The following is a 21122-nucleotide window of genomic DNA, read 5'->3' as shown; positions in this document are numbered from 1 at the left end:
CCGCCGCCCCCCCCGGGGGGGGGGCGCCCGCCCCGCGCCGACCAGCGGGGGAGTCGCGGAGACGAACGGTCCGTAACCACCCGCCCCGGGTTTCGTTACACGGATGAGTGGTTCGCACGTGCTGTTCATCGCGTGCGGATGACGGACCACCGCAGAAACCGCTGTTCGGCCTAGACCCGGCCGCGCTCCGGTCTAGCTTCGTCACTCACCGCGGTTTGCCGACGACCCGTAGTCAGGAGAGCCCGAAGATGTTGACCCGTTCGGTCCCCGAACCCGCGAAGCACGTGCTCGTCCTGATCGCGCGGTTGACCGTGTCGTTCATCATGCTGGCGCACGTCTGGCAGAGCTTCTTCCAGGCGGGGTTCGGGACGGCCACCGACCAGTTCACGAACTTCGGCATCCCGCTGGCCATCGTCGCGACGGCGTTCACCCTCGTCGTCGAGCTCGTCGGCTCGATCCTCATCGCGGTCGGCATCTTCGTGCCGTGGGCCGCGGCCGGCATGGCGTTCGTGATGTACGGCGCCGTCTACTTCGTGCACGGCGCGCACGGCGTGTTCGTGAAGAACAACGGCTGGGAGCTCGTCGCCCTGATCGCCGGGATCGTGCTGGCCATCGCGGCGTTCGGTCCCGGCCGCTACAGCCTCGACCACCTGATCTTCGAGCGGAGGCGCGAGGAGGACGTGCCCGCGCCGGTCGACGTGAGCTCGGACCCCTCCGGCGTGCCGATCGCCCCGGCCCCTGCCGCGTTCGCCGCCCGTCCCGCCCCGGCCCCGCGCTGGGACGCGCCGCGCTGGGAGGACGAGCAGCACCGGCACGCCGCCGCGCCCGCCCCGCGCTGGGACGCCGAGCCCGCCCCGCAGCAGGCGGTGCGGGTCGGCACCGCCCAGCCGTTCTCCCTGTGGGACGACGGGCAGGCCGGCTCCGGCGTCGACGCACCGGCGCCCCGGCGGGTGCCGAGCGCGTACTCGAACTCGTCGACCCGGCCCGGCGCCCGGCACGCCGTCCACCCCGGCGCCCCGTCCCTCGCCCACGCCGACCACGTCGACTACGCGGACTACGCCGACCCGTACACCGGCCCCCAGACCCACCTCGACGCCCCGCAGCAGCGCGAGCAGCAGCACTGACCCCGGGGGCGCACCGGAGCGCGCCGGAGCGCACCGCGACCTCCTGACCAGGGCCCCGCGGCCCGCCCGTCCCGCCGCCACGCGACCGCGGCGGGACGGGCGGTCGCGGGGCCCTCGTCGTTCTGAGGGAGACGATCGCGCTCCGCTTCACATCGATCACACGGTGTGAGAACGGACATGATCGCCCCATCGGGACGGATCGCCCCGCTACGGTCGGCCGAGATAGTAGAACGTTCATCCATCGGAGGTCGCCCCGCCATGACCCGTGCCCTGACCGGAACCGCCCGCGACGTCGTGCTGCTGCTCGGCCGGCTCGTCCTCGGCCTCGTGCTGCTCGCCCACGGTTGGCAGAAGGTGGTGACCAACGGCCCGGGCGCCACGATCGAGGGCTTCTCGGGCATGGGCATCCCGGTGGCGCCCGCGGCGGCGGTCCTCACCATGCTGGTCGAGATCGTCGGCGGGCTGATGCTGGTCGTGGGCGCGTTCACCGCGGTCGCGGGGGTGCTGGCCGCGCTCGTGATGGTCGGTGCGGGCCTGTTCGTGCACGCCGACGCGTTCTTTGCCGCGGACGGCGGCTGGGAGCTGGTCGGCGTGATCGCCGCGGGCACGCTGGTCCTCGCCGCCGCGGGCGCCGGCCGGTTCAGCGTCGACCACCTCGTCGCCGCGCGGCGCACGCCCGTCGCCGTCTGACGGTCCCGCCGCCCGATCCGCTCGCGCCGCAGGGGATCATCGGGGCGGAACGAGGGGGGATCGCGTGCTGCGCCACGTCACGGCGACCCGCTACGTCACGCCGTTGCGTGAGGGCGGGTCGCTGCCCGGTCTGATGGAGGCCGACGACCTCGGCACCTACGTCGTGAAGTTCCACGGCGCGGGGCAGGGCCGGAAGGTCCTGGTCGCCGAGATCGTCGCCGGCGAGCTCGCCCGGGAGCTGGGCCTGCCGGTGCCCGAGCTGGTCACGGTCGACCTGGACCCCGAGCTCGGGCCCGCCGAGCCGGACCAGGAGGTGCAGGACCTGCTGCACCGCTCGGCCGGGCTCAACCTGGGCCTGGACTACCTGCCCGGCGCGCTGGACTTCGACCCCCTGGCCTTCGACCCGGGTCCGGAGTTCGCCGGGCGCGTGCTGTGGTTCGACGCGCTGGTCGGCAACGTCGACCGCTCCTGGCGCAACGCCAACATGCTGCTCTGGCACCGGGCCCCGTACCTGATCGACCACGGCGCCACGCTGACCTTCCACCACGGCTGGGCCCGGACGCTCGCCGATCCGGCCGCGGTCGCCGCCCGCCCGTTCGACGCCGGCGACCACGTCCTGCTCGGGTCCTTCCCGGACCTCGACGCGGCCGACGCCGCCCTCGCGCCGCTGGTCACCGCGTCGACGGTCGAGCGTGCGGCCGCGGCGGTGCCGGACGGGTGGCTGGCCGGCGAGCCCGGCTTCGCCGGCCCCGACGAGGTCCGCGCCGCGTACGCCGAGATCCTCACCGCGCGGGTCGCCGCACGGGGGTCCTGGCTGCCGGCCGTCCGGGAGGCGGCGGCGACCGGCCGGCCGCGCCCGATCACCCGGACCGGCCGCCCGCCGGCGTGGCTGGCCGCCCGGCTGCCGAAGGTGGACCGGTGAGCGCGGGGAACGGCCTGGAGGTCTACGAGTACGCGGTGCTGCAGGTCGTGCCGCGGCCCGAGCGCGGCGAGACGATGAACGCCGGCGTGCTCGTCTACTGCCGGGCGAAGGACTTCCTCGGCGGACGGGTGCACCTCGACCGGGACCGGCTGCGCGCCCTCGACCCGCACGCCGACGCGGACGCGATCGCCGATGCCCTCGAGGTCGCCGCCGCGGTCTGCGCCGTGCCCACTCCGCCGCGGGCCGACCGGCGGACGGAGGGGGCGCTGGCCGCGTCGGGCCCGGGGGCGGGGGTGGTCCTCGGCCGCCGTTTCCGCCGGCTCACCGCCCCGCGCAGCACGGTCGTGCGGCCCGGCCCGGTGCACAGCGGGCTGACCGCGGACCCGGCCGCCGAACCGGAGCGCCTGCTCGCGGCGCTGGTCCTGCCGCTGTAGCCGCCGGAGTGGCGATCGTCGCAATGGCGGTGATCGCGGGTCACGAGGCAAGGTGACGGCATGAGCGGATCGACGCAGATCGCCACCGACCCCGTCCCCGCCGCGGCCCTCACCGAGTGGCTGCGGGCCGAGGTCCCCGAGGTCGCGACCGGATCGGAGCCCCTCGACGTCCGGCGGATCTCCGGCGGGCACTCGAACCTGACCTACCGGGTCGTCGACGCCGCCGGCACGCCGTGGGCCCTGCGCCGCCCGCCCACCGGCGGGGTCCTCGCCACCGCCCACGACATGAGCCGCGAGTGGCGGTTCATCGCCGCGCTGGCCGACACCCCGGTCCCGGTCCCACGCGCCGTCGCGTTCTGCTCCGACCACGCGGTGATCGGCGCCGACTTCTACCTCATGGGGTTCGTCGACGGCGTCGTCCCCGGCGACGTCGAGGCCGGTGCCGCCATGCCCGTCGGGATCCGGCACGCCGCGGGGCTGGCGGTCGCCGACGTGCTCGCCGACCTGCACGCGGTCGACCCCGACGCCGTCGGGCTGGGGGAGCTGCGCCGCCCCGGCAGCTACCTGGAGCGCCAGCTGCGCCGCTGGCACCGGCAGGCGCACGACTCGGCCGTCGAGGACCTGTCCGTGGTCGACGAGGGGCACCGGCTGCTCGTGGAGCGGCGGCCGGTCGACGAGGAGCTGACGATCGCGCACGGCGACTACCGGCCCGGCAACCTCTCCTTCGGCCCGGACGGGCGGATCGGCGCGATCTTCGACTGGGAGCTGGCGACGCTCGGCGAGCCGCTCGCGGACCTGGGGTACCTGCTGGCGTCCTGGGGGCGCCCGGGCGACACCGTCCGGGAGATCACCTCCGGCCCGACCACGCTCGAGGGCTGGCCGGAGCGCGACGAGATCCTGGCGCGCTACGCCGAGCGCTCCGGCCGCGGCGACCGGATCGCCGGGCAGGCGGACTACTTCGAGGCCTTCGCGCGGTGGCGGTCGGCCTGCATCGGCGCGGGCGTCTACACCCGGTACGCCGCCGGGCACATGGGCGACTCCACGGAGGACCCGGAGACGGCGCGGTTGCGGCTGGCGAACCTGCAGGAGCAGGCGACCGCGGCCGCGGAGATCCTGCACCGGAGCGCGGGTTAGGGTCACCGGGTGAGCTGGGGTTCCTACGGCGCCTACCTGGGCATCGCCGTCCTGCTCGTGCTCGCGCCGGGGCCGGACACGCTCGTCCTGCTCCGCAACGCCCTGGCCGGTGGCCGCCGCGGCGGGCTGCTCGCGTGCGCGGGCATCCTCTCCGGGAACCTGTTGCAGGGCAGCGCGGCGGCGTTCGGGCTCGGCGTGCTCGTCGCGAGCTCCCGGCCACTGTTCGAGACGCTGCGCTGGGCAGGGGTGGTCTACCTGCTGTTCCTCGCCGTGCAGGCGCTGCGCGGCGCGTGGCGCGGGGACTACGCGGCGTTCACCGAGCTCGTCGAGAGGCGCCGCGGGCAGGGCTTCCGCCGCTTCCGCGAGGGCTTCCTGTCCAACGTGACCAATCCGAAGGTGCTGGTCATGTACCTGTCGGTGCTGCCGCAGTTCCTGGTCCCGGGCGTCACGACCACCGCCGACGCGCTGCTGCTCGCCTACACCGTCGGCGTGCTGGGCGCGGTGTGGCTCCTCGCCCTGGTGTTCGTGGTGCACCGGGTGCGGGCGTGGCTGGGCCGCCGGCGGGTGCGCCGCACGATCGACGCCGTGACCGGCACGGCGCTGGTCGGGTTCGGCCTTGCCCTGGCCGTCGAATAGGGCCCTGGCCGTCGAATAGGGCCCTGGCCGCCGAACAGGGCCCTCGCCGCCCGCCGCCGCTACCGCAACTGCAGCTTCTCCGTGCCGTGCGCGAAGGTCGCCGACTCCGGCCCACGCTGCGGGGCGCCCTGCAGGCGGAGCTGCTCGAGGGCCCGGCCGAGGTCGTCGAGCAGCAGGTTCGCCAGGTCGTGGCTGAAGCCGTTGCGCACCACGATCCGCAGCGCCGCGATGTCCTCGCGCTTCGCCGGGAAGGTGTAGGCGGGCACCAGCCAGCCCCGCTCGCGGAGTGCTGCGGCCACGTCGAAGGCCGAGAAGGGCTGTCCGTCGGCCACGGTGAACGCGAACACCGGCAGCTGCGACCCGTCGGTGAGCAGGCGGAACGCGCCCAGCCCGGCGATCGCCGACGACAGCGTGGTCGCGACGTCCCGGCAGGTCTGCTGCACGCGCGCGAACCCGGCCCGGCCCAGCCGCAGGAACTGGAAGTACTGCGCGATCACCTGGCCGCCGGGCCGGGAGAAGTTCAGCGCGAAGGTCGGCATGTCGCCGCCCAGGTAGTTGACCCGGAACACGAGGTCCTCGGGCAGCGCGTCCTCGTCGCGCCACAGCGCCCAGCCGACGCCCGGGTAGACCAGGCCGTACTTGTGCCCGGAGGTGTTGATCGACGCCACCCGCGGCAGCCGGAAGTCCCACGGCAGGTCGGGGTCGCAGAACGGGGCGATCATCGCGCCGGAGGCCCCGTCGACGTGCACCGGGATGTCCAGCCCGGTGCGGGACTGCAGCTCGTCGAGCGCGGCGCAGACCTCCTCGACGGGTTCGTAGCTGCCGTCGAAGGTCGAGCCGAGCACCACGACCACGCCGATCGTGTTCTCGTCGCAGAGCGCCACGGCCTCGGCCGCGCCCAGGTGCAGCCGGTCGCCCTCCATGGGGACCAGCCGCGGCTCGACCTCGAAGTAGTTCGCGAACTTCTCCCAGCAGATCTGGACGTTGATGCCCATCACGATGTTGGGGCGCGCGGTGTCCTTGCCCTCCGACCGGCGCCGGGCCTGCCAGCGCCGCTTGAGCGCCAGCCCACCGAGCATGCACGCCTCGCTGGATCCCGTCGTCGAGCAGCCGATCGCCCGGGCCGGGTCCGGCGCGTTCCACAGGTCGGCGAGCATCCGCACGCAGCGCTGCTCGATGTCGGCGGTCCGCGGGTACTCGTCCTTGTCGATCATGTTCTTGTCGAACGACTCGGACATCAGCCGCTGGGCGGCCTCCTCCTCCCACGTGGTGACGAACGTGGCGAGGTTGAGCCGCGCGTTGCCGTCGAGCATCAGCTCGTCGTGCACGATCTGGTACGCGACCTGGGGATCGAGCGCCGACTCCGGCAGCTCGTAGCGGGGCACGGTGATGGGCTCCGCGCCGAAGACCGGGTTCGCGACGACCGGCTTGTCGCCGGGCTCGCGGCGCTGATGTGTGGGCATTCTCACGACCCTAGGGGAAGTCGGTGACATAACCCTGGACCCGAAGCCACGGGAGCAGCCGGTCCAACGCCTCCACCGTCCGGGCCCGGCTTCCGCCCCCGTCGTGCAGCAGGATCACCGCGCCGGGGTGCAGGTGCTTCTCGACGTTCGCCAGGATCTCGGCCGCGGCGGGCCGCTTCCAGTCCCGCGGGTCGATGGCCCATCCCAGCGGCTGCATCCCCTGCGCCACGGCCGAGTCGAGGATCTGCTGGTCCCAGTTGCCGCCGGGAGCGCGGAAATAGGTGACCGGGGTGCCCGGGACGCGCGCGGCGACGTCGCCGATCTCCGCGGTGATCGTCCTGGTGTCGCGGGAGGGGAGCCCCTCGTCGTGCGTGTGCGAGTGCGAGCAGATCCGCATCCCGGCGTTGACGACCTTCGCGACGACGTCCGGGTGGCGCGCCATCTGCGCGCCGACCATGCAGAACGTGCCCTTGGCGCCATGCTTGACCAGCACGTCGAGGATCTGCGGGGTCCACTGCGGATCGGGCCCGTCGTCGAACGTGAGCGCCACCCGCCGGTCCTCGGGCCCCGCGACCGGGAGGTCGGTGAGCACCACCGGCCGGGCCGTCGGCGCCGGGGGAGCGACGACGACCGGTGCGGGCTCCGGCCCGGGCGCCGCCACCTGCGTGCCGAGGGGGGCGATCAGGCCGAGCGCCAGCGCCGCGAGCAGCGCGGGCACCCGGTCCGCCGCTCTGCCGCGGAACATCCCCTCCGTCGTGCGGGGATCGGGACGGGCGGGCCGGGTCAGGAGGCCGGGTCCGCCGCGTCTCACCGGTGGCACGCCCATGGACGCCTCGACCGCCTCTCCCGGCTCGCCCGTCACGGGAGTTCGTTCGTACCCGAAGGAGCGACTCACGCTCCGCGGACACGCCGGACGACGGGCGGAACCCGCCCGGTCAGCCCTGCCCGTCACCCCGTTGCTCGCGGCGCAGCAGGCGGCGCAGCGCGGGCAGCACCCGCTCCACCGTCGACGGCCTGGTCAGCAGCGGACCGCGGGTGTGGCGGACCTCGGTCGGGATGACCACGCTCGCGCCGCCGGTCGCGGCGATCTCCAGTTCGAGGAAGCTCGGCGAGAACGGGAGCGTCGAGAACCCGGGTACGGCGCCCAGCCGGAGCTCTGCACCGGACCCGCCCTTGGTGTGCACGGCCGAGATGTGGTCGTAGTGGTACTCGAAGGTCGCGTTCTTCGCCCGCTTGCCGGTCACGACGTTCAGCTCGCAGGTCAGCACCGCGAGATGGTGGCGGCCCGGGCACAGCACGGCGACGGTGTACTCGCTGAACCGCCGGTGCCGGTCCTCGCCGAGGCGGTGGCGTGCCTTCAGGGTGGGCGCGATCAGGACGAGCGGCCCCTCCGGGTCCCGCAGGTCGGGGCCCCCGCTCCTGGGCCTGACGTCCTCGGCGTGCAGGTCGAGCTCGCGCGCCTCCAGCTCGAAGCGCTTCAGGGCGTCGGCGGCGGTGGCGACGAGGTCCTCGTTCAGGGTCGCGTCGACCTGGTCGTCGGAGGCCTTCGGCTCGGCGCGGGAGTGATCGAGGCGGTAGTTCCCCAGCTTGATCCACCCCGGCAGCAGCAGCGCACCGATCGCGGCGACGCCGGCGAGGACCCCCAGCACGAGTGACCCGGCCAGGGCCAGGGCCCCCGCGAACACGAGCACCGCGACGGCGCCCTGCATCATCCGGATGGCCGTGACCCGATCCATCGGATCTGGGGTCGGCACGAAGTACTTGCCGATCTTGTCCTTGCGCTCGTTCGGGCCGAGTGGAGCAGGTGTGGTCGGTGCCCCCGTGGTAGCGGCCATCGGTCGTTCCCCCCTTGCGACCGGCGCCCCTCGCCGCCGGTCGAAGACGGAGTTCGCTGCGCCGCCCCGCGGCGTTGCGGGATCATGAAGATGATCACTCCGCTGGAGCAGACCCCCCAGCTCCAGGGGCGGAGCTGCCGACGAACGGGTGCAGTGTCGTCACGCCATCCGCCCTTGTGGTGACGGCGCCGCGCGGCCCACGACGTCCGGACGGGTGGTCCAGGAACGGACGCGCGGACGGCAGGGGTCAGGAGCCGCCGACCGCGACCGCCAGTCCGGTGGATCCGCGGGCGCCGCGGAAGAGCCGGCTGGCCCCGACGGCGATGCGGCCGACCAGCCCGTACTTGCGGGCGACGGCGCGGCGGACCCGGCGGGTGCCCTCCGCGTCGAGCAGCTCGGCGGTTCCGGGGACGGCCGGACCGAGGGGCTTCCCGCGGCGGTCGCACTCGGCCAGCTCGACGGTGCCGGACCGGCGGATCCGCTTGACCTTGCCGGAGTCCGTCACGGTCCAGACGCCGAGCCGGCCGTCGTCCAGCCCCGCGGCCCAGACCGGCGTCGGGACGGGGGTGCCGTCCTTCCGGAAGGTCGTGAGCAGCAGGTACTGCGCCTCGGCGAGGCGCTGGGCCGAGGGTTCGCCCACGGGCTCGCTCACGCCGGCACGCTCGCCCGGTGCAGCTCCACCGGCACGCTCTCGTAGCCGCGCAGCAGCTTGGTGCGGCGGCGCACCGGGCGGCCGGCCGGGCGCATGTCCGGGAAGCGGTCGACCAGCGCGCGCAGCGCGACCTCGCCCTCCATCCGGGCCAGCGCGGCGCCGAGGCAGAAGTGGATGCCCTGCGAGAACGCGAGGTGCTTGTGGGCCTCCTCGCGGGTGACGTCGAAGCGGTGCGGGTCGGGGAACACCGCCGGGTCGCGGTTCGCGCCACCGAGGTGCGTGATCACGAACGTGCCCCTCTTCACCGGGACGCCGGCGACCTCGGTGTCCCGCACCGCCACCCGCCCGGTCCGCTGCACCGGCGACTCGAAACGCAGCATCTCGTCGATCGCGACGGGCCAGCGCTCCGGCTCGGCGTTCAGCAGCTTCATCTGGTCGGGGTGGTCGAGCAGCAGCGCCGCGCCGCTGCCGATGAGGTTCACGGTGGTCTCGAAGCCCGCGGCGAGCAGCAGCATGGCGATGCTCGACAGCTCGTCCTCGCTGAGGGAGCCGCCTTCGTCGTGGGCGGTGACCAGGGCGGACAGGATGTCCTCGCCCGGCTCGCGACGGATCCGCTCGAAGTGGCCGAGCATCCAGGTGTGCAGGGCGTCGATGTCGCGCTCGGAGCGGCGGAAGTCGGCGTAGGAGAGCCCGGCGTCGAGCGACAGCGCGGCGCCCTCGCCCCACTCCAGGAACTGCTCCCGCATCGACAGCGGCGCGCCCAGCATCTCCGCGATCACGGTCGCGGGCAGCAGCGCGGCGAAGTCCTTCACGAGGTCCGCGCGGTCACCCTGTGCCGACGACCGGGCGGCCATCGCGTCGAGCAGGTCCGTGGCGATCTCCTCGGTGCGCGACCGCAGCGCCGCGACCTTCTTGGCGCTGAACGCCCTGGTCACGAGCTTGCGGTAGCGGGTGTGGTCCGGCGGGTCCGAGGCGAGCATCGACGGCGGCTGGGCCGGGCCGAGCGCCCACGAGCCACCGATCGTCAGGGCCGCCTTCACGATCCCGGGGAGGTTCTCGGGCATCCGACCGCCGACGCCGAAGTCCGTGCTCCGCAGCACCTGGGTGCAGACCTCGTGGTCGACGGTCGCGTGCATCAGTCCGGTGTCGACGAGCTTCCCGCGCGAGCGCAGCTCGTCGTAGAACGGGTACGGGTTCGCGACGACCTCGGGATCGGTCATCAGCCGTGCGCCCAGCTCCCCGGCCCGCACCTGGCGGCGGACCATGCGTCGCATCATCCCGTGCCGGAGTCCCCATCGGACCACCCGGCGCACGCCCCGTGAACCCGCCATACCGACCTCCTCGCCGTCGTCACCCCCAACTTACCGCCGGTAACTTGTGCTGCCCAGGGTCGCGGCTCAGAGGATCCTCAGCGGCTCTGCTAGATCTGGTGGGGTGTCCCGCCTGCTCGCCGTCAGCGACCTGCACGTGCGCTATCCCGAGAACCGGGCGGTCGTCGAAGGACTCGTCGCGGATCCGGACGACTGGCTGATCGTGGCCGGCGACGTCGCGGAGCAGGTCGGCGACACCGTCGCGACCCTGGCCGACCTGGCCGCGCGGTTCGCGAAGGTGATCTGGGTGCCCGGCAACCACGAGCTGTGGACGCGGACGAAGGACCCCGTCGACCTGCGCGGCGAGCACCGCTACCGGCACCTGGTGGAGCGGTGCCGGGCGCTCGGCGTGGTCACGCCCGAGGACCCCTTCCCGGTGTGGGAGGGGGAGGGCGGCCCGGTCGTCGTCGCCCCGTTGTTCCTGCTCTACGACTACTCGTTCCTGCCCGTCGGCACGACCACGAGCGAGGAGGGTCTCGCCGCGGCGTACAACGCGGGCGTGGTCTGCACGGACGAGCATCTGTTGCACCCCGAGCCGCACCCGTCGCGAGAGGCGTGGTGCGCCGCGCGCGTCGCCGAGACCCGCCGCCGGCTCGACGCCGTCGACCCGGACCTGCCGACGATCCTCGTCAACCACTGGCCGCTGACCCGGCTGCCCACCGAGGTCCTGCGGTATCCGGAGTTCGCACTGTGGTGCGGCACCACGGCGACGGCCGACTGGCACGTCCGCTACCGCGCGCAGGCCGTCGTCTACGGGCACCTGCACATCCCGCGGGTGATCTACGAGGACGGCGTCCGCTTCGTGGAGGCCTCGCTCGGCTACCCGCGGGAGTGGCGGCCGCGGGAGGAGCGGCACGGCCACCCCGCCGACGTCCTGCCCCGCCAGGTCCTGCCCGTCCCGGCCGAGGACTTCGGCGTCCGCCGCTGAGAACGCGGAACGGCACCCCCGCGCCCGCGAGGGTGCCGTCCGTCCGGTCGCTCAGCGCCGGCGGCCGTAGCGCCGGTTGAACTTCTCGACCTGACCCGCCGAGTCGAGGACCCGGGTCGCGCCCGTCCAGAACGGGTGCGAGTAGGAGCTCATGTCGACGCGGACGAGCGGGTAGGTCCGCCCGTCGCTCCACTCGATCGTCTCCCGCGAGGTCGCGGTCGACCGGGTGAGGAACGCGTCGCCCGTGCTCCGGTCCTGGTACACGACGGGCTCGTACGTGGGGTGGATGTTCGGTCGCACGGTGTCCTCCTCGGCATGTCCTGCTACGTTCGCTGATGATAACGGTTGTCGTTTGCAGGAGATTCCCATGGATCGCACCGGGTTCGTCGCCGTCCGCTGCACCGCCTGCGCCGCCCACCCGGCGCTCGACGACACGCTCCGCGAGGCGGTGCGGGGGAGCCGGGGCGGGATCCTGGTCCACGCACGGTGCGTGCTCGGGGAGGGGTGTGGCGGCGGGTTCGTCGTCGTCCAGCCGTGCGACGACGCGCAGCGCGCCACCCGCCCGGCCCTGCGGATCGGGCCGGTGCGCACCACGGCCGACGTCGCCGCCGTCGCCAACTGGCTGCGTGCCGGGCGCCTCGACCCGCGCGACCTCCCGGCGCACCTGATCGGGCTGCCCGCAGCATCGGTGAACTGACCCGGTCACAGACGACGCACAGGAGGCGGACAGGGACGCGACAGAGCGCCGACGGACCCTCGTGAGGACAGATCGACGACCGCGAGGAGACCCCCGTGAGCACCGCGACCCCGGTCCGCCCGCCGCGCCCCCCGCGCGCGCCCGACCCCGGGCGGCACCGCGCCGAGAGATCCCACGGGGTCGCTCCGCCCGGCGCCCCCGGCCGGTTCCGACGGCTGGTGCGCGGCCCGGAGGGCGAGCCCCGCTGGTCCCGCCCGGCGCTGCTCGTCCTGCTGGCCGGCACCGCCGTGCTGTACCTGTGGAACCTGTCCGCCTCCGAGTGGGCCAACGACTTCTACGCGGCCGCCGTCCAGGCCGGCACGCAGTCGTGGAAGGCCTGGCTGTTCGGTTCGCTCGACTCCGGCAACGCGATCACGGTCGACAAGCCGCCCGCCGCGCTGTGGGTCATGACGCTCTCGGCGCGGATCTTCGGCTTCTCCTCGTGGAGCCTGCTGGTGCCGCAGGCGCTGATGGGCGTCGCGTCCGTCGGCCTGCTGCACGCGGCGGTGAAGCGAGGGGCCGGGCCGGTCGCGGGCCTGCTGGCGGGGGCGTCGCTGGCCCTCACTCCCGCCGCGGTGCTGATGTTCCGCTTCGACAACCCCGACGCGCTGCTGGTGCTGCTCCTCGTCACGGCCGCCTGGTCGGTCACGCGGGCAGTCGACGCGGCGTCGGTGAAGGCGTCGAGCTGGTGGCTGGTCGCCGCCGGGTCCGCCGTCGGGTTCGCGTTCCTCACGAAGATGGGCCAGGCACTGCTGGTCGTGCCGGCCCTCGGCCTGGTGTACCTGGTCGCGGGTGCCCCGCGGCTGCGGACCCGGCTCGTGCAGCTACTCGGCGCGCTCGTCGCGATGGTGGTGTCGGCGGGCTGGTTCATCGCGCTGGTCGAGCTGTGGCCGGCGGACAGCCGCCCCTACATCGGTGGGTCCACCACGAACTCGCTGCTCGAGCTCGCCCTGGGCTACAACGGCCTGGGCCGCCTGCTGGGCGGGAGCGGCAACGGCGGCGGGGGCGGCGGTGGCGGGAACACGGGCTTCGGCGGGTCGGCCGGCATCACCCGGCTGTTCGCCGGCGAGATCGCCTACGAGGTCTCCTGGCTGCTGCCCGCCGCGCTGATCCTGCTGGTCGCGGGCCTGTGGGCGACCCGCCGGGCGCCGCGGACCGACCGCACCCGCGCCGGCCTGCTGCTCTGGGGCGGCTGGACGCTGGTCACCGGCCTCGTGTTCAGCTTCATGAGCGGCACGATGCACCCGTACTACACGGTGGCGCTGGCGCCGGGGATCGCCGGTGTGCTGGCTGTCGGAGGGCGTGCGCTGTGGCAGCAGCGGCGGGCGTCGGTGTGGCCGCGGGTCACCCTCGCGCTCGCGGTGGCCGCCACCGGTGCCTGGTCGTTCGCGCTGCTGGCCGCGAGCTCGGAGAACTTCACCTGGCTGCGCTGGCCGGTCGCGGCGCTCGCCCTGGTCGGGGCGGTCGCACTGGTGGCGGGCGGCCGGTGGCGGGGCGTGCTGCTGGTCGGGGTCACCGTGGCCGTGCTCTCCGGCCTCGCCGGCACGAGCGCCTACGCCGTCGCGACGGCGTCGGTCGCCCACACCGGCAGCATCCCGTCCGTCGGGACCACCTCGGGCTCGTTCGGCTCGTCGGGCACCGACGGCGGCCTGCCTCCGGGAGCGGCGTCGGGCGCCGACGGGGGACAGGGTGCTCCCACCGGGATGCCCGAGGGCGGTCAGGGTCTCCCGAGTGGCGCCGACCGCGGTCAGGACGGTCAGGACGGTCAGGGTGGACCCGGCGGCGGCACGGGCGGCATGGGCGGCGGGACGAGCGCCGAGCTGACCGCGCTGCTCGGGTCGACCGACTCGTGCTGGTCGGCGGCGGTGTCGACCTCGCAGACCGCCGCCTCGCTGGAGCTGGCGTCGGGCACCGCGGTGATGTCGACCGGCGGCTGGGGCGGCTCCGACCCGGCGGTCACGCTGGCACGGTTCCAGCAGTACGTCGCCGAGGGGAAGATCCACTACTACGTCGGCGACGGCCAGGGCAGCAGGCCCGGTGGCGCGTCGGACTCCACGAGCAGCCAGATCGCCGAGTGGGTGGCGGAGAACTTCACGGCCACCACGGTGGGCGGCCAGACGGTCTACGACCTCACCACCTGACCCGCCGGAGCGCGTTCGCGCAGCTCAGGGCACGTCGTGAGCGGCGACCGACCCTCTAGGGGCGGTTGCCGCTCACGGGTCCGTCAAGACTCCGTCCGCGTGCGTCTCCCCACCGCACGTCGCCTGTTCGCAGGATGGGCACCACGGGTTCGCGACCGCATGATCTGGATCGGTACACGGACGCCGGACGAGGGGGAGCCCGCCGATGGTGGTCACCACCGCACGGACCCACACCCGCCCGCCGGGCGCGGGCGGCCGGTTCCGGGCCCTGGTCCGCGAGGCCCGGTCGTGGCCGACGATTCTGATGATCGCGCTGTGCCTGCTCGCCGGCATCCCGCTGACCATCGCGCTGACCCCGGACCAGGAGCTGAGGATCCTGGGCCAGCACATCTCCGTCGGCGCCCGCACCCCCGACCTCTCGCTCGAGGGCCCGGCCCGGCTCGTCCAGATCGGCAACACCGAGCTCGACATCCCGCGGCTGCAGGTCGTCGGACCGTTGCGCCCGCAGCTCGAGATGGGCCCGGTCCAGCGCAACGACGACGCCGCCCGCGTGCTGAACCCGGACACCACCGCCGAGGCGACCGCCCAGGCCGTCGACCAGCTGCGGACCGGGTTCGTGAACTGGTACCTGCTCGGGACGCTCGGGGTGGTCGGCACGGCCCTGGCCGCCGCCGCGCTGGTCGGCTGCGCGCGGGTGCTCGGGATCCTGCGCCGGGAGAAGGCGAGCGAGCACGTCACGGTGGCCGACGTCTGGCACCGCTGCTCCGGCACCATCGGCCGGATGTCCCTGCTCGCGGTCACCGTGTCCCTGGTGGCCTGGGGCGCGTGCGGCGCGCTGGCCTACACCGGCACCATGCGCGGGCTCGCGCAGGTGAGCTCGCTGTCCGACCTGGTCGGCAGTGCCCGCGTCACGCCGGCGCCGGTCGGCCCGCCCGTCTTCGGCTACGCGGGCGCGGTGATCGGCGACTCCCGCGCCGCGCGCGTCGGCGGGCCGCCCGTGGCCGAGCCCGAGGGTGACGACGTCGCGTGCGAGCGCAGCGCCGACTCCCTCGCCGCCGAGCTGGGCGCCATGGTCCCCGGCCGCGTCCGCAACCTCGCCTGCCCGAGCGCGACCGTCGCGCAGGGGCTGCGCGGGCCGCAGCAACGCGGGAACGTGCAGGTCCCGGCCCAGGTCGCGCTGCTCAAGCAGATGCAGGACCTGAAGTTCGTGGTGGTCGCCGTCGGGCCCAACGACGTCGGCTGGTCGGACCTGATCAAGTACTGCTACGGCGTCGAGACCTGCGACGACAACCTCACCCGCGGCGAGTTCGACTACCGGATGGCCGCCTTCGACCGTGACTACGCGGCCCTGCTCGAGGACCTCGCGGCGCTGCCCGGCAGGCCCCAGGTCGTCGTCATGACCTCCTACGACGCCTTCCCCCGGGACACCGACCCGGCCTGCCCGGACGCGCGCGGCCCGTCGTACGCGGTCGGCCTCACCCAGGACAAGATCGACCTGCTGACGGACCGCAACGACCAGCTCAACGACGTGCTCCGGGCCGGGGCCGAGAAGTACGGGTTCACCGTGGCCGATCCCGGCCTGACCCTGCTGTGCAGCACCGGCACGGACGGGCTCGGCCCCGACCTGCAGGGCCTCACCGACCCGTTCGCCTTCCACCCGACGGCCGTCGGGTCGCTGCGGCTCGCCGCGACGGTGGCCCGCGCCGTGCGCCCGCTCGGCGACTGATCCGCACCGACTGATCCACACCGACTGATCCACACCGACTGATCCACACCGACTGATCCACACCACACCCGCCCGCAGGCGACTGCTGGGACGATGGCGGCATGGCCACGCCGATCGACCTGTCCCCGGAGGAGCACGCGCGCCCCGGCGCCGTCACCGACCCGCGCGAGGTGCTGCGTCTCGGCGGCGCACCGCTGCCGCTGACCGTCCCGGCGCGGCTCTACGTCTGCGGGATCACCCCGTACGACGTGACGCACCTCGGGCACGCGGCGGCCTTCGTCTGGGCCGACACGGCGGCGCGCGTGATCCGGATGACCGGCGTCGAGACGGTGGTGACCCGCAACGTCACGGACGTCGACGACGTCCTGACCCGGGTCGCGGCCGAGCGTGGCCGCGCCTTCGACGAGTTCGGGCTGACCCAGGAGTACTACGTCGAGCGGGACATGGCCGCCCTGCACGTGCGCCCGCCGACGCACTCGCCGCACGCGCGCCACCACGTCGCGCACGTGGTCCGGCTGGCGATCGCGCTGCTCGCGGCCGGGGCCGCGTACGAGCGCGACGGGTTCGTCTACTTCCGCGGCGCGGGCGTCGCCGCGGGCCGGGACCGCGACCGGGCCCTGGAGCTGCTGGCCGAGAACGGCGACGATCCCGCCGACCCGCGCCGCGACGACCCGTTCGACGTCCCGGTGTGGCGGCCGTCGGGGGAGGGGGACCCGGCCTGGCCGAGCCCGTGGGGTCGCGGCCGCCCGGGCTGGCACGCCGAGTGCGCGGCCATGGCGCTGGCCACCCTCGGCGGGGTCGTCGACGTCCTGGCCGGCGGGGCCGACCTGTCCTTCCCGCACCACGCCTACCAGGTCGCGATGGCCTCGGCGGCCACCGGCAGCGCCCCGTTCGCCCGCCGCGAGCTGCGGGCCGGGACGGTCGGGATCGACGGCGCCAAGATGGCCAAGTCGTCCGGGAACCTGGTGCTGGTCCACGACCTGCTGCGCGAGGCGCCGGGGCCGGCGGTGCGGCTCATGCTGCTCGACCGGGCGTGGTCGCGGCCGTGGGACTACCGCCCGGAGGCGCTCGACGACGCGGCCGCGCTGCTGGAGCGGCTGTACGTCGCGGGGGGCCGGCGAGGCGACTCGCCCGCAGCCGTCGGGGAGGTCCGGGCCGCCCTGCTCGCGGACCTCGACGTCCCGCGGGCGCTGCGGATCGCCGTCGACGCCGGTGGCGACGCCGCACGCCAGGTCCTCCGCACGCTCGCCCTGCAGTAGCTACCCGGGAGCCGGCCGCGCCTCCGCGGCGTAGGCGCGGCGGAATGCGGCCACCCCGGCGAGCGCGACGGCCTCGAGGTCCTCGGGGACCGCGGACGCGTCGAACAGAGCCCGGTCGAGCGGGGCGCCCAGGACGAGGAAGGCGAGATGCTCGGCGGCCCGCTGCGGGTCGTCGACGGCGAGCCCTGGCTGGTCCCGCAGGTGCCCGGCCAGGGTGCGCATGACCAGGCCGGGTGCCCGGTCGTAGTACTCCACGGCGAGCTCGGGGAACCGCCGCGACTCGCCGATCAGCAAGCGGCGCAACGGGAGCACCCGCGGGCCGAGCACCGAGCCGGCGAGCCGTACCGCCACGCCCTCGAGCCCCTCGGCCGCGATGCCGGCTGCCAGCTCGCGGGAGAAGCGCTCGGCGATCGTGATCGACTCCTCCACCACGGCCCGGAACAGCGCCTCCTTGCCGCCGTAGATGTTGTAGACGGTCCGCTTGGCGACGCCCGCCTCGGCGGCGATGAGGTCGACGTTGGCCCCGACGTAGCCGTGGGCGACGAAGTGGTCGTGCGCGGCGGCGAGGATCAGCGCGCGCGAGCGGGTGACCCGAGGATCCTCCGGCACGGCACCTCCTGGTTGGCGTTCGGAGGCTACTCCTGCACTCTTCGGTGCAGTTGTGCACCGACTCGTGCAGAAGAGGACGTCGACCGATGGCCCGTGACGGCGTGGACATGGCAGCCGCGACCACCCGTGCGCTGCTGGGCTGGGGCGTGGTCGCCGGGCCGTTCTACCTGGTGTTCGGCCTGGTCCAGGCGCTGACCCGGAGTGGCTTCGACCTGGCCCGGCACCCGCTGAGCGCGCTGCTCCTGGGCGACCTCGGCTGGTTGCAGCTGCTGAACTTCCTGCTGACGGGCCTGATGACGGGTGCCGCGGCGGTCGGCTTCGCCCGCGCGCTCCCGGGGCGCACCGGGCGTCCCGCGGGAGCTCTGCTCGGTCTGTACGCGCTCTGCCTCGTGCTCAGCGGTCTCTTCCCACCGGACCCCCTCCGCGGCTACCCACCCGGTGCGCCGGAGTCGGTGAGCAGCAGCGGGGTGGTGCACCTGGTGTGCGGCGGGATCGGTTTCCTCGCCCTGGGCGCGGCGGCGCTGGTCGTCGCGCGCGAGTTGTCGACGCCGTCGTGCTCCCGGGTCGCCGGCGTGGTCGTGATCGCCGGGTTCCTCGGCGGCGCTGCCCTGTCCGGCGGCGGATCCGGGGTCGCGCTGCTGTGGGTGGCGGTCCTGGCCGGGTGGGCGTGGCTGACCGCCGCCTCCGCGGCGGTCTACCGGACGGTGCCGCACCCGGTGGTCGCGCGGCGGGCATGAGTCCTCCCGCTCAGCCCACCTCGACGACCGGGAGGTGGTGCACCGGGAAGTCGACCGAGTTGGCGATGAAGCAGGTCTCCGACGCCTCGTGGTGCAGGAGCTCGGCCCGGTGCCGCATCGCCTCCTCGGCGACCCGAACCCGCGGGCGGAGCACGACCTCCGTGAAGTTGCCCCCGTACGTCGCCGACTCCTCCATGGTCCCCTCGGCGGCGTCCGTGTAGCCGGTGACCACGACCCCGTCGCGCGCGCAGAGCGCCAGGTAGCTGAGCATGTGGCACTGCGCGAGCGCGGCCACGAGCAGCTCCTCCGGGTTCCACCGCGCCGGGTCGCCGCGGAAGGCAGTGTCGGCGCTCCCGGCCAGCACCGGCTTGCCCTCGGCGACGACGTCGTGGGCGCGCGAGTAGGAGCGGTAGTCCGCGGTCCCCGAGCCCTGGTCGCCGGTCCACCGGACGGTGACCGCGTAGTCGTGCGTGCGTCCCATCCGTGCCCTCCCGTCACCCCGCCTCCCGACGGTAGGGCCGCAGCGCCTCGACCGGGACCGGGTACCCGTCCTCGACCCCGCCTGAGAACGCCGAAGGCCCCCTGTCACCAGGGGGCCTGTCTCGGGTGGTGGGCGATACTGGGATTGAACCAGTGACCTCTTCCGTGTCAAGGAAGCGCTCTCCCACTGAGCTAATCGCCCGAGGCGGAGGCGGGAATCGAACCCGCGTACAGGGCTTTGCAGGCCCTTGCCTAAGCCACTCGGCCACTCCGCCCGAGGTCCCCCGGATGGTTTCGCGGGGATCGGACCTGGAGGCCCAGGCAGTGAATACGTGGTTTCCTCCGAGCGGACGACGGGACTCGAACCCGCGACCCTCACCTTGGCAAGGTGATGCGCTACCAGCTGCGCTACGTCCGCATGCACTCGGTTTCCCGGTGCTCGCCGGGGCTGCTCGCTCCGACGTGAAGAACATTAGCGCAGGGTCCCCGGGGGCTCCAAACCGACCCCCCTGTTTCCCCGCGCCGGGCCCCTGACCTGCACGAACGGGCCGCAGGGAGTGCTGCGGCCCGACGGGCGCGGTCGGGGTCAGTCGCGGGCGCCGTCGCTGGAGTTGGGGGCGAGGAGCTGGTCCAGGGCGGCGTCGAAGTCCAGCCACGAGTACTCGGTCGCCGGCGGCACGCACTCGAAGGTGCGGTCGAGGAATGCGGCCAGCGTCGCGGCGCACGTGGTGAACACCGCGTGACCGGACGGGGAGGCGAGCTCGACCTCGATCCGGGTCGGCTCGTGCGGGACCGGCTGGACCCGGACGTCGCCGGTGCCGGCCGGTCCGAGCAGGCCGTCGGCCAGCAGGTCGCGGGCGAACACCCAGTCCACCGGGCTGCCCTGGCCGGTCCGGAACGACGCCTGGACCGCGTACGGGTCCCGGCTGGAGTACGAGAGCTCGACCCGCACCGGGACCGGCGCCGAGTCCGGCGTGATGAGCTCGAACGTGGCCGGTTCGCGGATGATCGTGGGCTCGTCGCGCATCCTTGGTCCTCTTCCTCGTGCCGCGTGGTCCGTCGTGCGGAAGAACGAGCGGATCGCCAAGATGTGACGGGTCGGGGGACGTTCTCCGAGGACCGGATCGGTCGCTTTCACACGGACGGGTTAGTGCTGTTCCCGTGTCGGGTGTGCCCGACCTGCGAGGACGGGTGATCGCCCGGACGGCTGTGATCCACGTTTCAGGCCCGGTGTAGGTGAACCGCCGGCGGACCGGGGCCGAACACGAGGTTGTGAGGGACGCACTGGTGGCGGATGTCGCCGACGGAGCGGGACCGTCGCGGGGCCGTCCCCGCGGCCCGCGCCCGCCCGCCGGCCGGGCGGGGGCCGACGCGGCCCTCGTCGCCCGGCTGACCGAGGGGGACGACCGGGCCCTCGCAGAGATCTACGACCGCTACGGTCGCCCCGCCTGGTCCCTCGCGAGGCGCATCTGTGCCGACGACGGGCTGGCCGAGGACGTCGTCCAGGAGGTGTTCCTCACGCTGTGGCGTGACCCCGCGCGCTTCGACGCCGGTCGCGGTGCCTTCGCGACCTGGCTGCTGACGCTCGTGCACCACAAGGCGGTCGACGCCGTCCGGCGCGAGGCCACGATCCGGCGCCGCACGGTGCCGGTCGAGGACACCGACGAGGCTCCGACACCGGCCGGGCCGGGCGCGGACCGGGAGGCGCTGGGCGCCGTCGTCGCCGGGCAGGTGCGGGACGCCCTCGGCGGCCTGCCGGCCGAGCAGCGACAGGCCCTGGCGCTCGCCTACTACGGCGGCTACACCCAGCGAGAGGTCGCAACGCTCACCGGCGTCCCGCTCGGGACGGTGAAGTCGCGGATGTTCACCGGGCTGGCGCGGCTGCGGGCGGCCCTGGGCCCCCTGGCCGGCGACGGCCGGCTCGCAGACGGAGGTGCGTGATGACCGGGTCGCACGCGCGGGGCTGTCCCGCGGAGGAGCACGTCGTCGCGTGGGTGCTGCGGGCCGCCGGGCCGGAGGAGGAGGCGGAGGTGCGGCAGCACCTGCCGACCTGCGAGTCCTGCCGGGCCCTCGTCCGGGAGACGGAGGAGACCCTCGCCGTGCTCGGCGGCGCGGTCGAGCCGAGCGAGCCGCCCCCGCACCTGCGCGACCGCATTCTCGACGCCGCGGCGCGGACACCTCAGGAGCACCGGGCGCCGGAGCCGACCCCCCGGCCGTCGGCTCCGCCCGAGCCGGGGGAGGAGGCC

23 protein-coding genes and 3 tRNA genes are annotated in these 21122 nt (G+C 74.2%); 14 read left to right on the top strand and 12 right to left on the bottom strand.

The features are described 5' to 3' along the window. Window positions 1–248: 248 nt before the first annotated feature. The 6 genes from AB0B41_RS36750 to AB0B41_RS36725 all read left to right on the top strand — a co-directional run bounded on the left by AB0B41_RS36750 (window position 249) and on the right by AB0B41_RS36725 (window position 4940). Window positions 249–1124, top strand: coding sequence for a DoxX family protein (locus AB0B41_RS36750; protein ID WP_358211651.1), 876 nt, complete (start codon window positions 249–251; stop codon window positions 1122–1124). 258 nt (window positions 1125–1382) lie between these two features. Then, the gene (locus AB0B41_RS36745; RefSeq protein WP_358211650.1) at window positions 1383–1814 is read left to right on the top strand and encodes a DoxX family protein; all 432 of its coding nucleotides are present in this window, start codon (window positions 1383–1385) and stop codon (window positions 1812–1814) included. 64 nt (window positions 1815–1878) lie between these two features. Next, on the top strand, window positions 1879–2736 hold the full coding sequence (locus AB0B41_RS36740; protein ID WP_358211649.1) for a HipA family kinase: 858 nt from the start codon (window positions 1879–1881) through the stop codon (window positions 2734–2736). After that, window positions 2733–3170: a DUF3037 domain-containing protein gene (locus AB0B41_RS36735; RefSeq protein WP_358211648.1), complete on the top strand. Its 438-nt coding sequence runs from the start codon at window positions 2733–2735 to the stop codon at window positions 3168–3170. Before AB0B41_RS36740 ends, AB0B41_RS36735 begins: the two co-directional genes overlap by 4 nt. Before the next feature lie 60 nt (window positions 3171–3230). Continuing rightward, window positions 3231–4304: a phosphotransferase family protein gene (locus tag AB0B41_RS36730; RefSeq protein ID WP_358211647.1), complete on the top strand. Its 1074-nt coding sequence runs from the start codon at window positions 3231–3233 to the stop codon at window positions 4302–4304. 9 nt (window positions 4305–4313) lie between these two features. Beyond that, window positions 4314–4940: a LysE family translocator gene (locus AB0B41_RS36725; RefSeq protein WP_358211646.1), complete on the top strand. Its 627-nt coding sequence runs from the start codon at window positions 4314–4316 to the stop codon at window positions 4938–4940. A gap of 59 nt (window positions 4941–4999) precedes the next feature. Here AB0B41_RS36725 and AB0B41_RS36720 read toward each other — a convergent pair whose 3' ends face one another. The 5 genes from AB0B41_RS36720 to AB0B41_RS36700 all read right to left on the bottom strand — a co-directional run bounded on the left by AB0B41_RS36720 (window position 5000) and on the right by AB0B41_RS36700 (window position 10155). Continuing rightward, on the bottom strand, window positions 5000–6403 hold the full coding sequence (locus tag AB0B41_RS36720; RefSeq protein WP_358211645.1) for a glutamate decarboxylase: 1404 nt from the start codon (window positions 6401–6403) through the stop codon (window positions 5000–5002). Window positions 6404–6413: 10 nt separating this feature from the next. Next, window positions 6414–7148, bottom strand: a complete 735-nt coding sequence (locus AB0B41_RS36715; protein WP_358211644.1) for a polysaccharide deacetylase family protein — start codon at window positions 7146–7148, stop codon at window positions 6414–6416. Between the two features lie 190 nt (window positions 7149–7338). Continuing rightward, complete coding sequence (locus AB0B41_RS36710) at window positions 7339–8238, bottom strand: hypothetical protein (protein ID WP_358211643.1); 900 nt, start codon at window positions 8236–8238, stop codon at window positions 7339–7341. A gap of 247 nt (window positions 8239–8485) precedes the next feature. After that, on the bottom strand, window positions 8486–8890 hold the full coding sequence (locus AB0B41_RS36705; RefSeq protein ID WP_358211642.1) for a PPOX class F420-dependent oxidoreductase: 405 nt from the start codon (window positions 8888–8890) through the stop codon (window positions 8486–8488). Then, window positions 8887–10155 carry a cytochrome P450 gene (locus AB0B41_RS36700; protein WP_358211641.1) on the bottom strand — a complete coding sequence of 423 codons (1269 nt, stop codon included), beginning with the start codon at window positions 10153–10155 and terminating at the stop codon, window positions 8887–8889. The genes AB0B41_RS36705 and AB0B41_RS36700 overlap by 4 nt, the downstream gene beginning before the upstream one ends. A gap of 169 nt (window positions 10156–10324) precedes the next feature. On the opposite strand from AB0B41_RS36700, the gene AB0B41_RS36695 reads away from it, so the two are divergent. Beyond that, window positions 10325–11188: a metallophosphoesterase gene (locus AB0B41_RS36695; protein WP_358211640.1), complete on the top strand. Its 864-nt coding sequence runs from the start codon at window positions 10325–10327 to the stop codon at window positions 11186–11188. Window positions 11189–11239: 51 nt separating this feature from the next. Here the strand turns inward: AB0B41_RS36695 and AB0B41_RS36690 are convergent, their stop codons facing one another. After that, window positions 11240–11488, bottom strand: a complete 249-nt coding sequence (locus AB0B41_RS36690; RefSeq protein WP_358211639.1) for a type B 50S ribosomal protein L31 — start codon at window positions 11486–11488, stop codon at window positions 11240–11242. 67 nt (window positions 11489–11555) lie between these two features. Here AB0B41_RS36690 and AB0B41_RS36685 point away from each other — a divergent pair, with 67 nt between their 5' ends. The 4 genes from AB0B41_RS36685 to AB0B41_RS36670 all read left to right on the top strand — a co-directional run bounded on the left by AB0B41_RS36685 (window position 11556) and on the right by AB0B41_RS36670 (window position 17050). Continuing rightward, entirely contained in the window at window positions 11556–11885 is a 330-nt protein-coding gene (locus tag AB0B41_RS36685; RefSeq protein ID WP_358211638.1) for a hypothetical protein, read from the top strand. 218 nt (window positions 11886–12103) lie between these two features. Then, a complete protein-coding gene (locus tag AB0B41_RS36680) occupies window positions 12104–14065 on the top strand; it encodes a glycosyltransferase family 39 protein (RefSeq protein ID WP_358211652.1) in 1962 nt (653 codons plus the stop codon). Window positions 14066–14270: 205 nt separating this feature from the next. Then, window positions 14271–15791: a GDSL-type esterase/lipase family protein gene (locus AB0B41_RS36675; RefSeq protein WP_358211637.1), complete on the top strand. Its 1521-nt coding sequence runs from the start codon at window positions 14271–14273 to the stop codon at window positions 15789–15791. A gap of 101 nt (window positions 15792–15892) precedes the next feature. Beyond that, window positions 15893–17050, top strand: coding sequence for a cysteine--tRNA ligase (locus AB0B41_RS36670; RefSeq protein WP_358211636.1), 1158 nt, complete (start codon window positions 15893–15895; stop codon window positions 17048–17050). Here the strand turns inward: AB0B41_RS36670 and AB0B41_RS36665 are convergent, their stop codons facing one another. Next, a complete protein-coding gene (locus tag AB0B41_RS36665) occupies window positions 17051–17659 on the bottom strand; it encodes a TetR/AcrR family transcriptional regulator (RefSeq protein ID WP_358211635.1) in 609 nt (202 codons plus the stop codon). It abuts the gene before it with no gap. An 86-nt stretch (window positions 17660–17745) separates the two neighbouring features. Here AB0B41_RS36665 and AB0B41_RS36660 point away from each other — a divergent pair, with 86 nt between their 5' ends. Then, the gene (locus AB0B41_RS36660) at window positions 17746–18396 is read left to right on the top strand and encodes a DUF998 domain-containing protein (protein ID WP_358211634.1); all 651 of its coding nucleotides are present in this window, start codon (window positions 17746–17748) and stop codon (window positions 18394–18396) included. A 10-nt stretch (window positions 18397–18406) separates the two neighbouring features. Here AB0B41_RS36660 and AB0B41_RS36655 read toward each other — a convergent pair whose 3' ends face one another. The 5 genes from AB0B41_RS36655 to AB0B41_RS36635 all read right to left on the bottom strand — a co-directional run bounded on the left by AB0B41_RS36655 (window position 18407) and on the right by AB0B41_RS36635 (window position 19903). Beyond that, complete coding sequence (locus tag AB0B41_RS36655) at window positions 18407–18877, bottom strand: OsmC family protein (RefSeq protein WP_358211633.1); 471 nt, start codon at window positions 18875–18877, stop codon at window positions 18407–18409. A gap of 126 nt (window positions 18878–19003) precedes the next feature. Further along, window positions 19004–19078 (bottom strand) — tRNA-Val (locus tag AB0B41_RS36650). Window position 19079: 1 nt separating this feature from the next. After that, window positions 19080–19151 (bottom strand) — tRNA-Cys (locus AB0B41_RS36645). 70 nt (window positions 19152–19221) lie between these two features. Beyond that, window positions 19222–19294 (bottom strand) — tRNA-Gly (locus AB0B41_RS36640). 168 nt (window positions 19295–19462) lie between these two features. Then, on the bottom strand, window positions 19463–19903 hold the full coding sequence (locus tag AB0B41_RS36635) for an SsgA family sporulation/cell division regulator (RefSeq protein ID WP_037040856.1): 441 nt from the start codon (window positions 19901–19903) through the stop codon (window positions 19463–19465). Window positions 19904–20163: 260 nt separating this feature from the next. On the opposite strand from AB0B41_RS36635, the gene AB0B41_RS36630 reads away from it, so the two are divergent. Both AB0B41_RS36630 and AB0B41_RS36625 read left to right on the top strand, forming a co-directional pair. Next, on the top strand, window positions 20164–20817 hold the full coding sequence (locus AB0B41_RS36630) for a sigma-70 family RNA polymerase sigma factor (RefSeq protein WP_358211632.1): 654 nt from the start codon (window positions 20164–20166) through the stop codon (window positions 20815–20817). After that, window positions 20817–21122: zf-HC2 domain-containing protein (locus AB0B41_RS36625; RefSeq protein ID WP_358211631.1), on the top strand; the 306-nt coding region annotated here is incomplete at its 3' end. The genes AB0B41_RS36630 and AB0B41_RS36625, both read left to right, overlap by 1 nt.

Source organism: Pseudonocardia sp. NPDC049154 (genome assembly GCF_040648315.1).
Classification (GTDB): Bacteria; Actinomycetota; Actinomycetes; order Mycobacteriales; family Pseudonocardiaceae; genus Pseudonocardia.
This window is presented reverse-complemented; position numbering and strand designations above follow the sequence as displayed.

Bases quoted from the DNA above. Each gene is read 5' to 3' on its own strand.
- AB0B41_RS36715 (WP_358211644.1), bottom strand. From the start codon at position 7,148: ATGTTCCGCGGCAGAGCGGCGGACCGGGTGCCCGCGCTGCTCGCGGCG.
- AB0B41_RS36720 (WP_358211645.1), bottom strand. From the start codon at position 6,403: ATGCCCACACATCAGCGCCGCGAGCCCGGCGACAAGCCGGTCGTCGCG.
- AB0B41_RS36730 (WP_358211647.1), top strand. From the start codon at position 3,231: ATGAGCGGATCGACGCAGATCGCCACCGACCCCGTCCCCGCCGCGGCC.
- AB0B41_RS36700 (WP_358211641.1), bottom strand. From the start codon at position 10,155: ATGGTCCGCCGCCAGGTGCGGGCCGGGGAGCTGGGCGCACGGCTGATG.
- AB0B41_RS36635 (WP_037040856.1), bottom strand. From the start codon at position 19,903: ATGCGCGACGAGCCCACGATCATCCGCGAACCGGCCACGTTCGAGCTC.
- AB0B41_RS36710 (WP_358211643.1), bottom strand. From the start codon at position 8,238: ATGGCCGCTACCACGGGGGCACCGACCACACCTGCTCCACTCGGCCCG.
- AB0B41_RS36670 (WP_358211636.1), top strand. From the start codon at position 15,893: ATGGCCACGCCGATCGACCTGTCCCCGGAGGAGCACGCGCGCCCCGGC.
- AB0B41_RS36750 (WP_358211651.1), top strand. From the start codon at position 249: ATGTTGACCCGTTCGGTCCCCGAACCCGCGAAGCACGTGCTCGTCCTG.
- AB0B41_RS36655 (WP_358211633.1), bottom strand. From the start codon at position 18,877: ATGGGACGCACGCACGACTACGCGGTCACCGTCCGGTGGACCGGCGAC.
- AB0B41_RS36675 (WP_358211637.1), top strand. From the start codon at position 14,271: ATGGTGGTCACCACCGCACGGACCCACACCCGCCCGCCGGGCGCGGGC.
- AB0B41_RS36685 (WP_358211638.1), top strand. From the start codon at position 11,556: ATGGATCGCACCGGGTTCGTCGCCGTCCGCTGCACCGCCTGCGCCGCC.
- AB0B41_RS36745 (WP_358211650.1), top strand. From the start codon at position 1,383: ATGACCCGTGCCCTGACCGGAACCGCCCGCGACGTCGTGCTGCTGCTC.
- AB0B41_RS36660 (WP_358211634.1), top strand. From the start codon at position 17,746: ATGGCCCGTGACGGCGTGGACATGGCAGCCGCGACCACCCGTGCGCTG.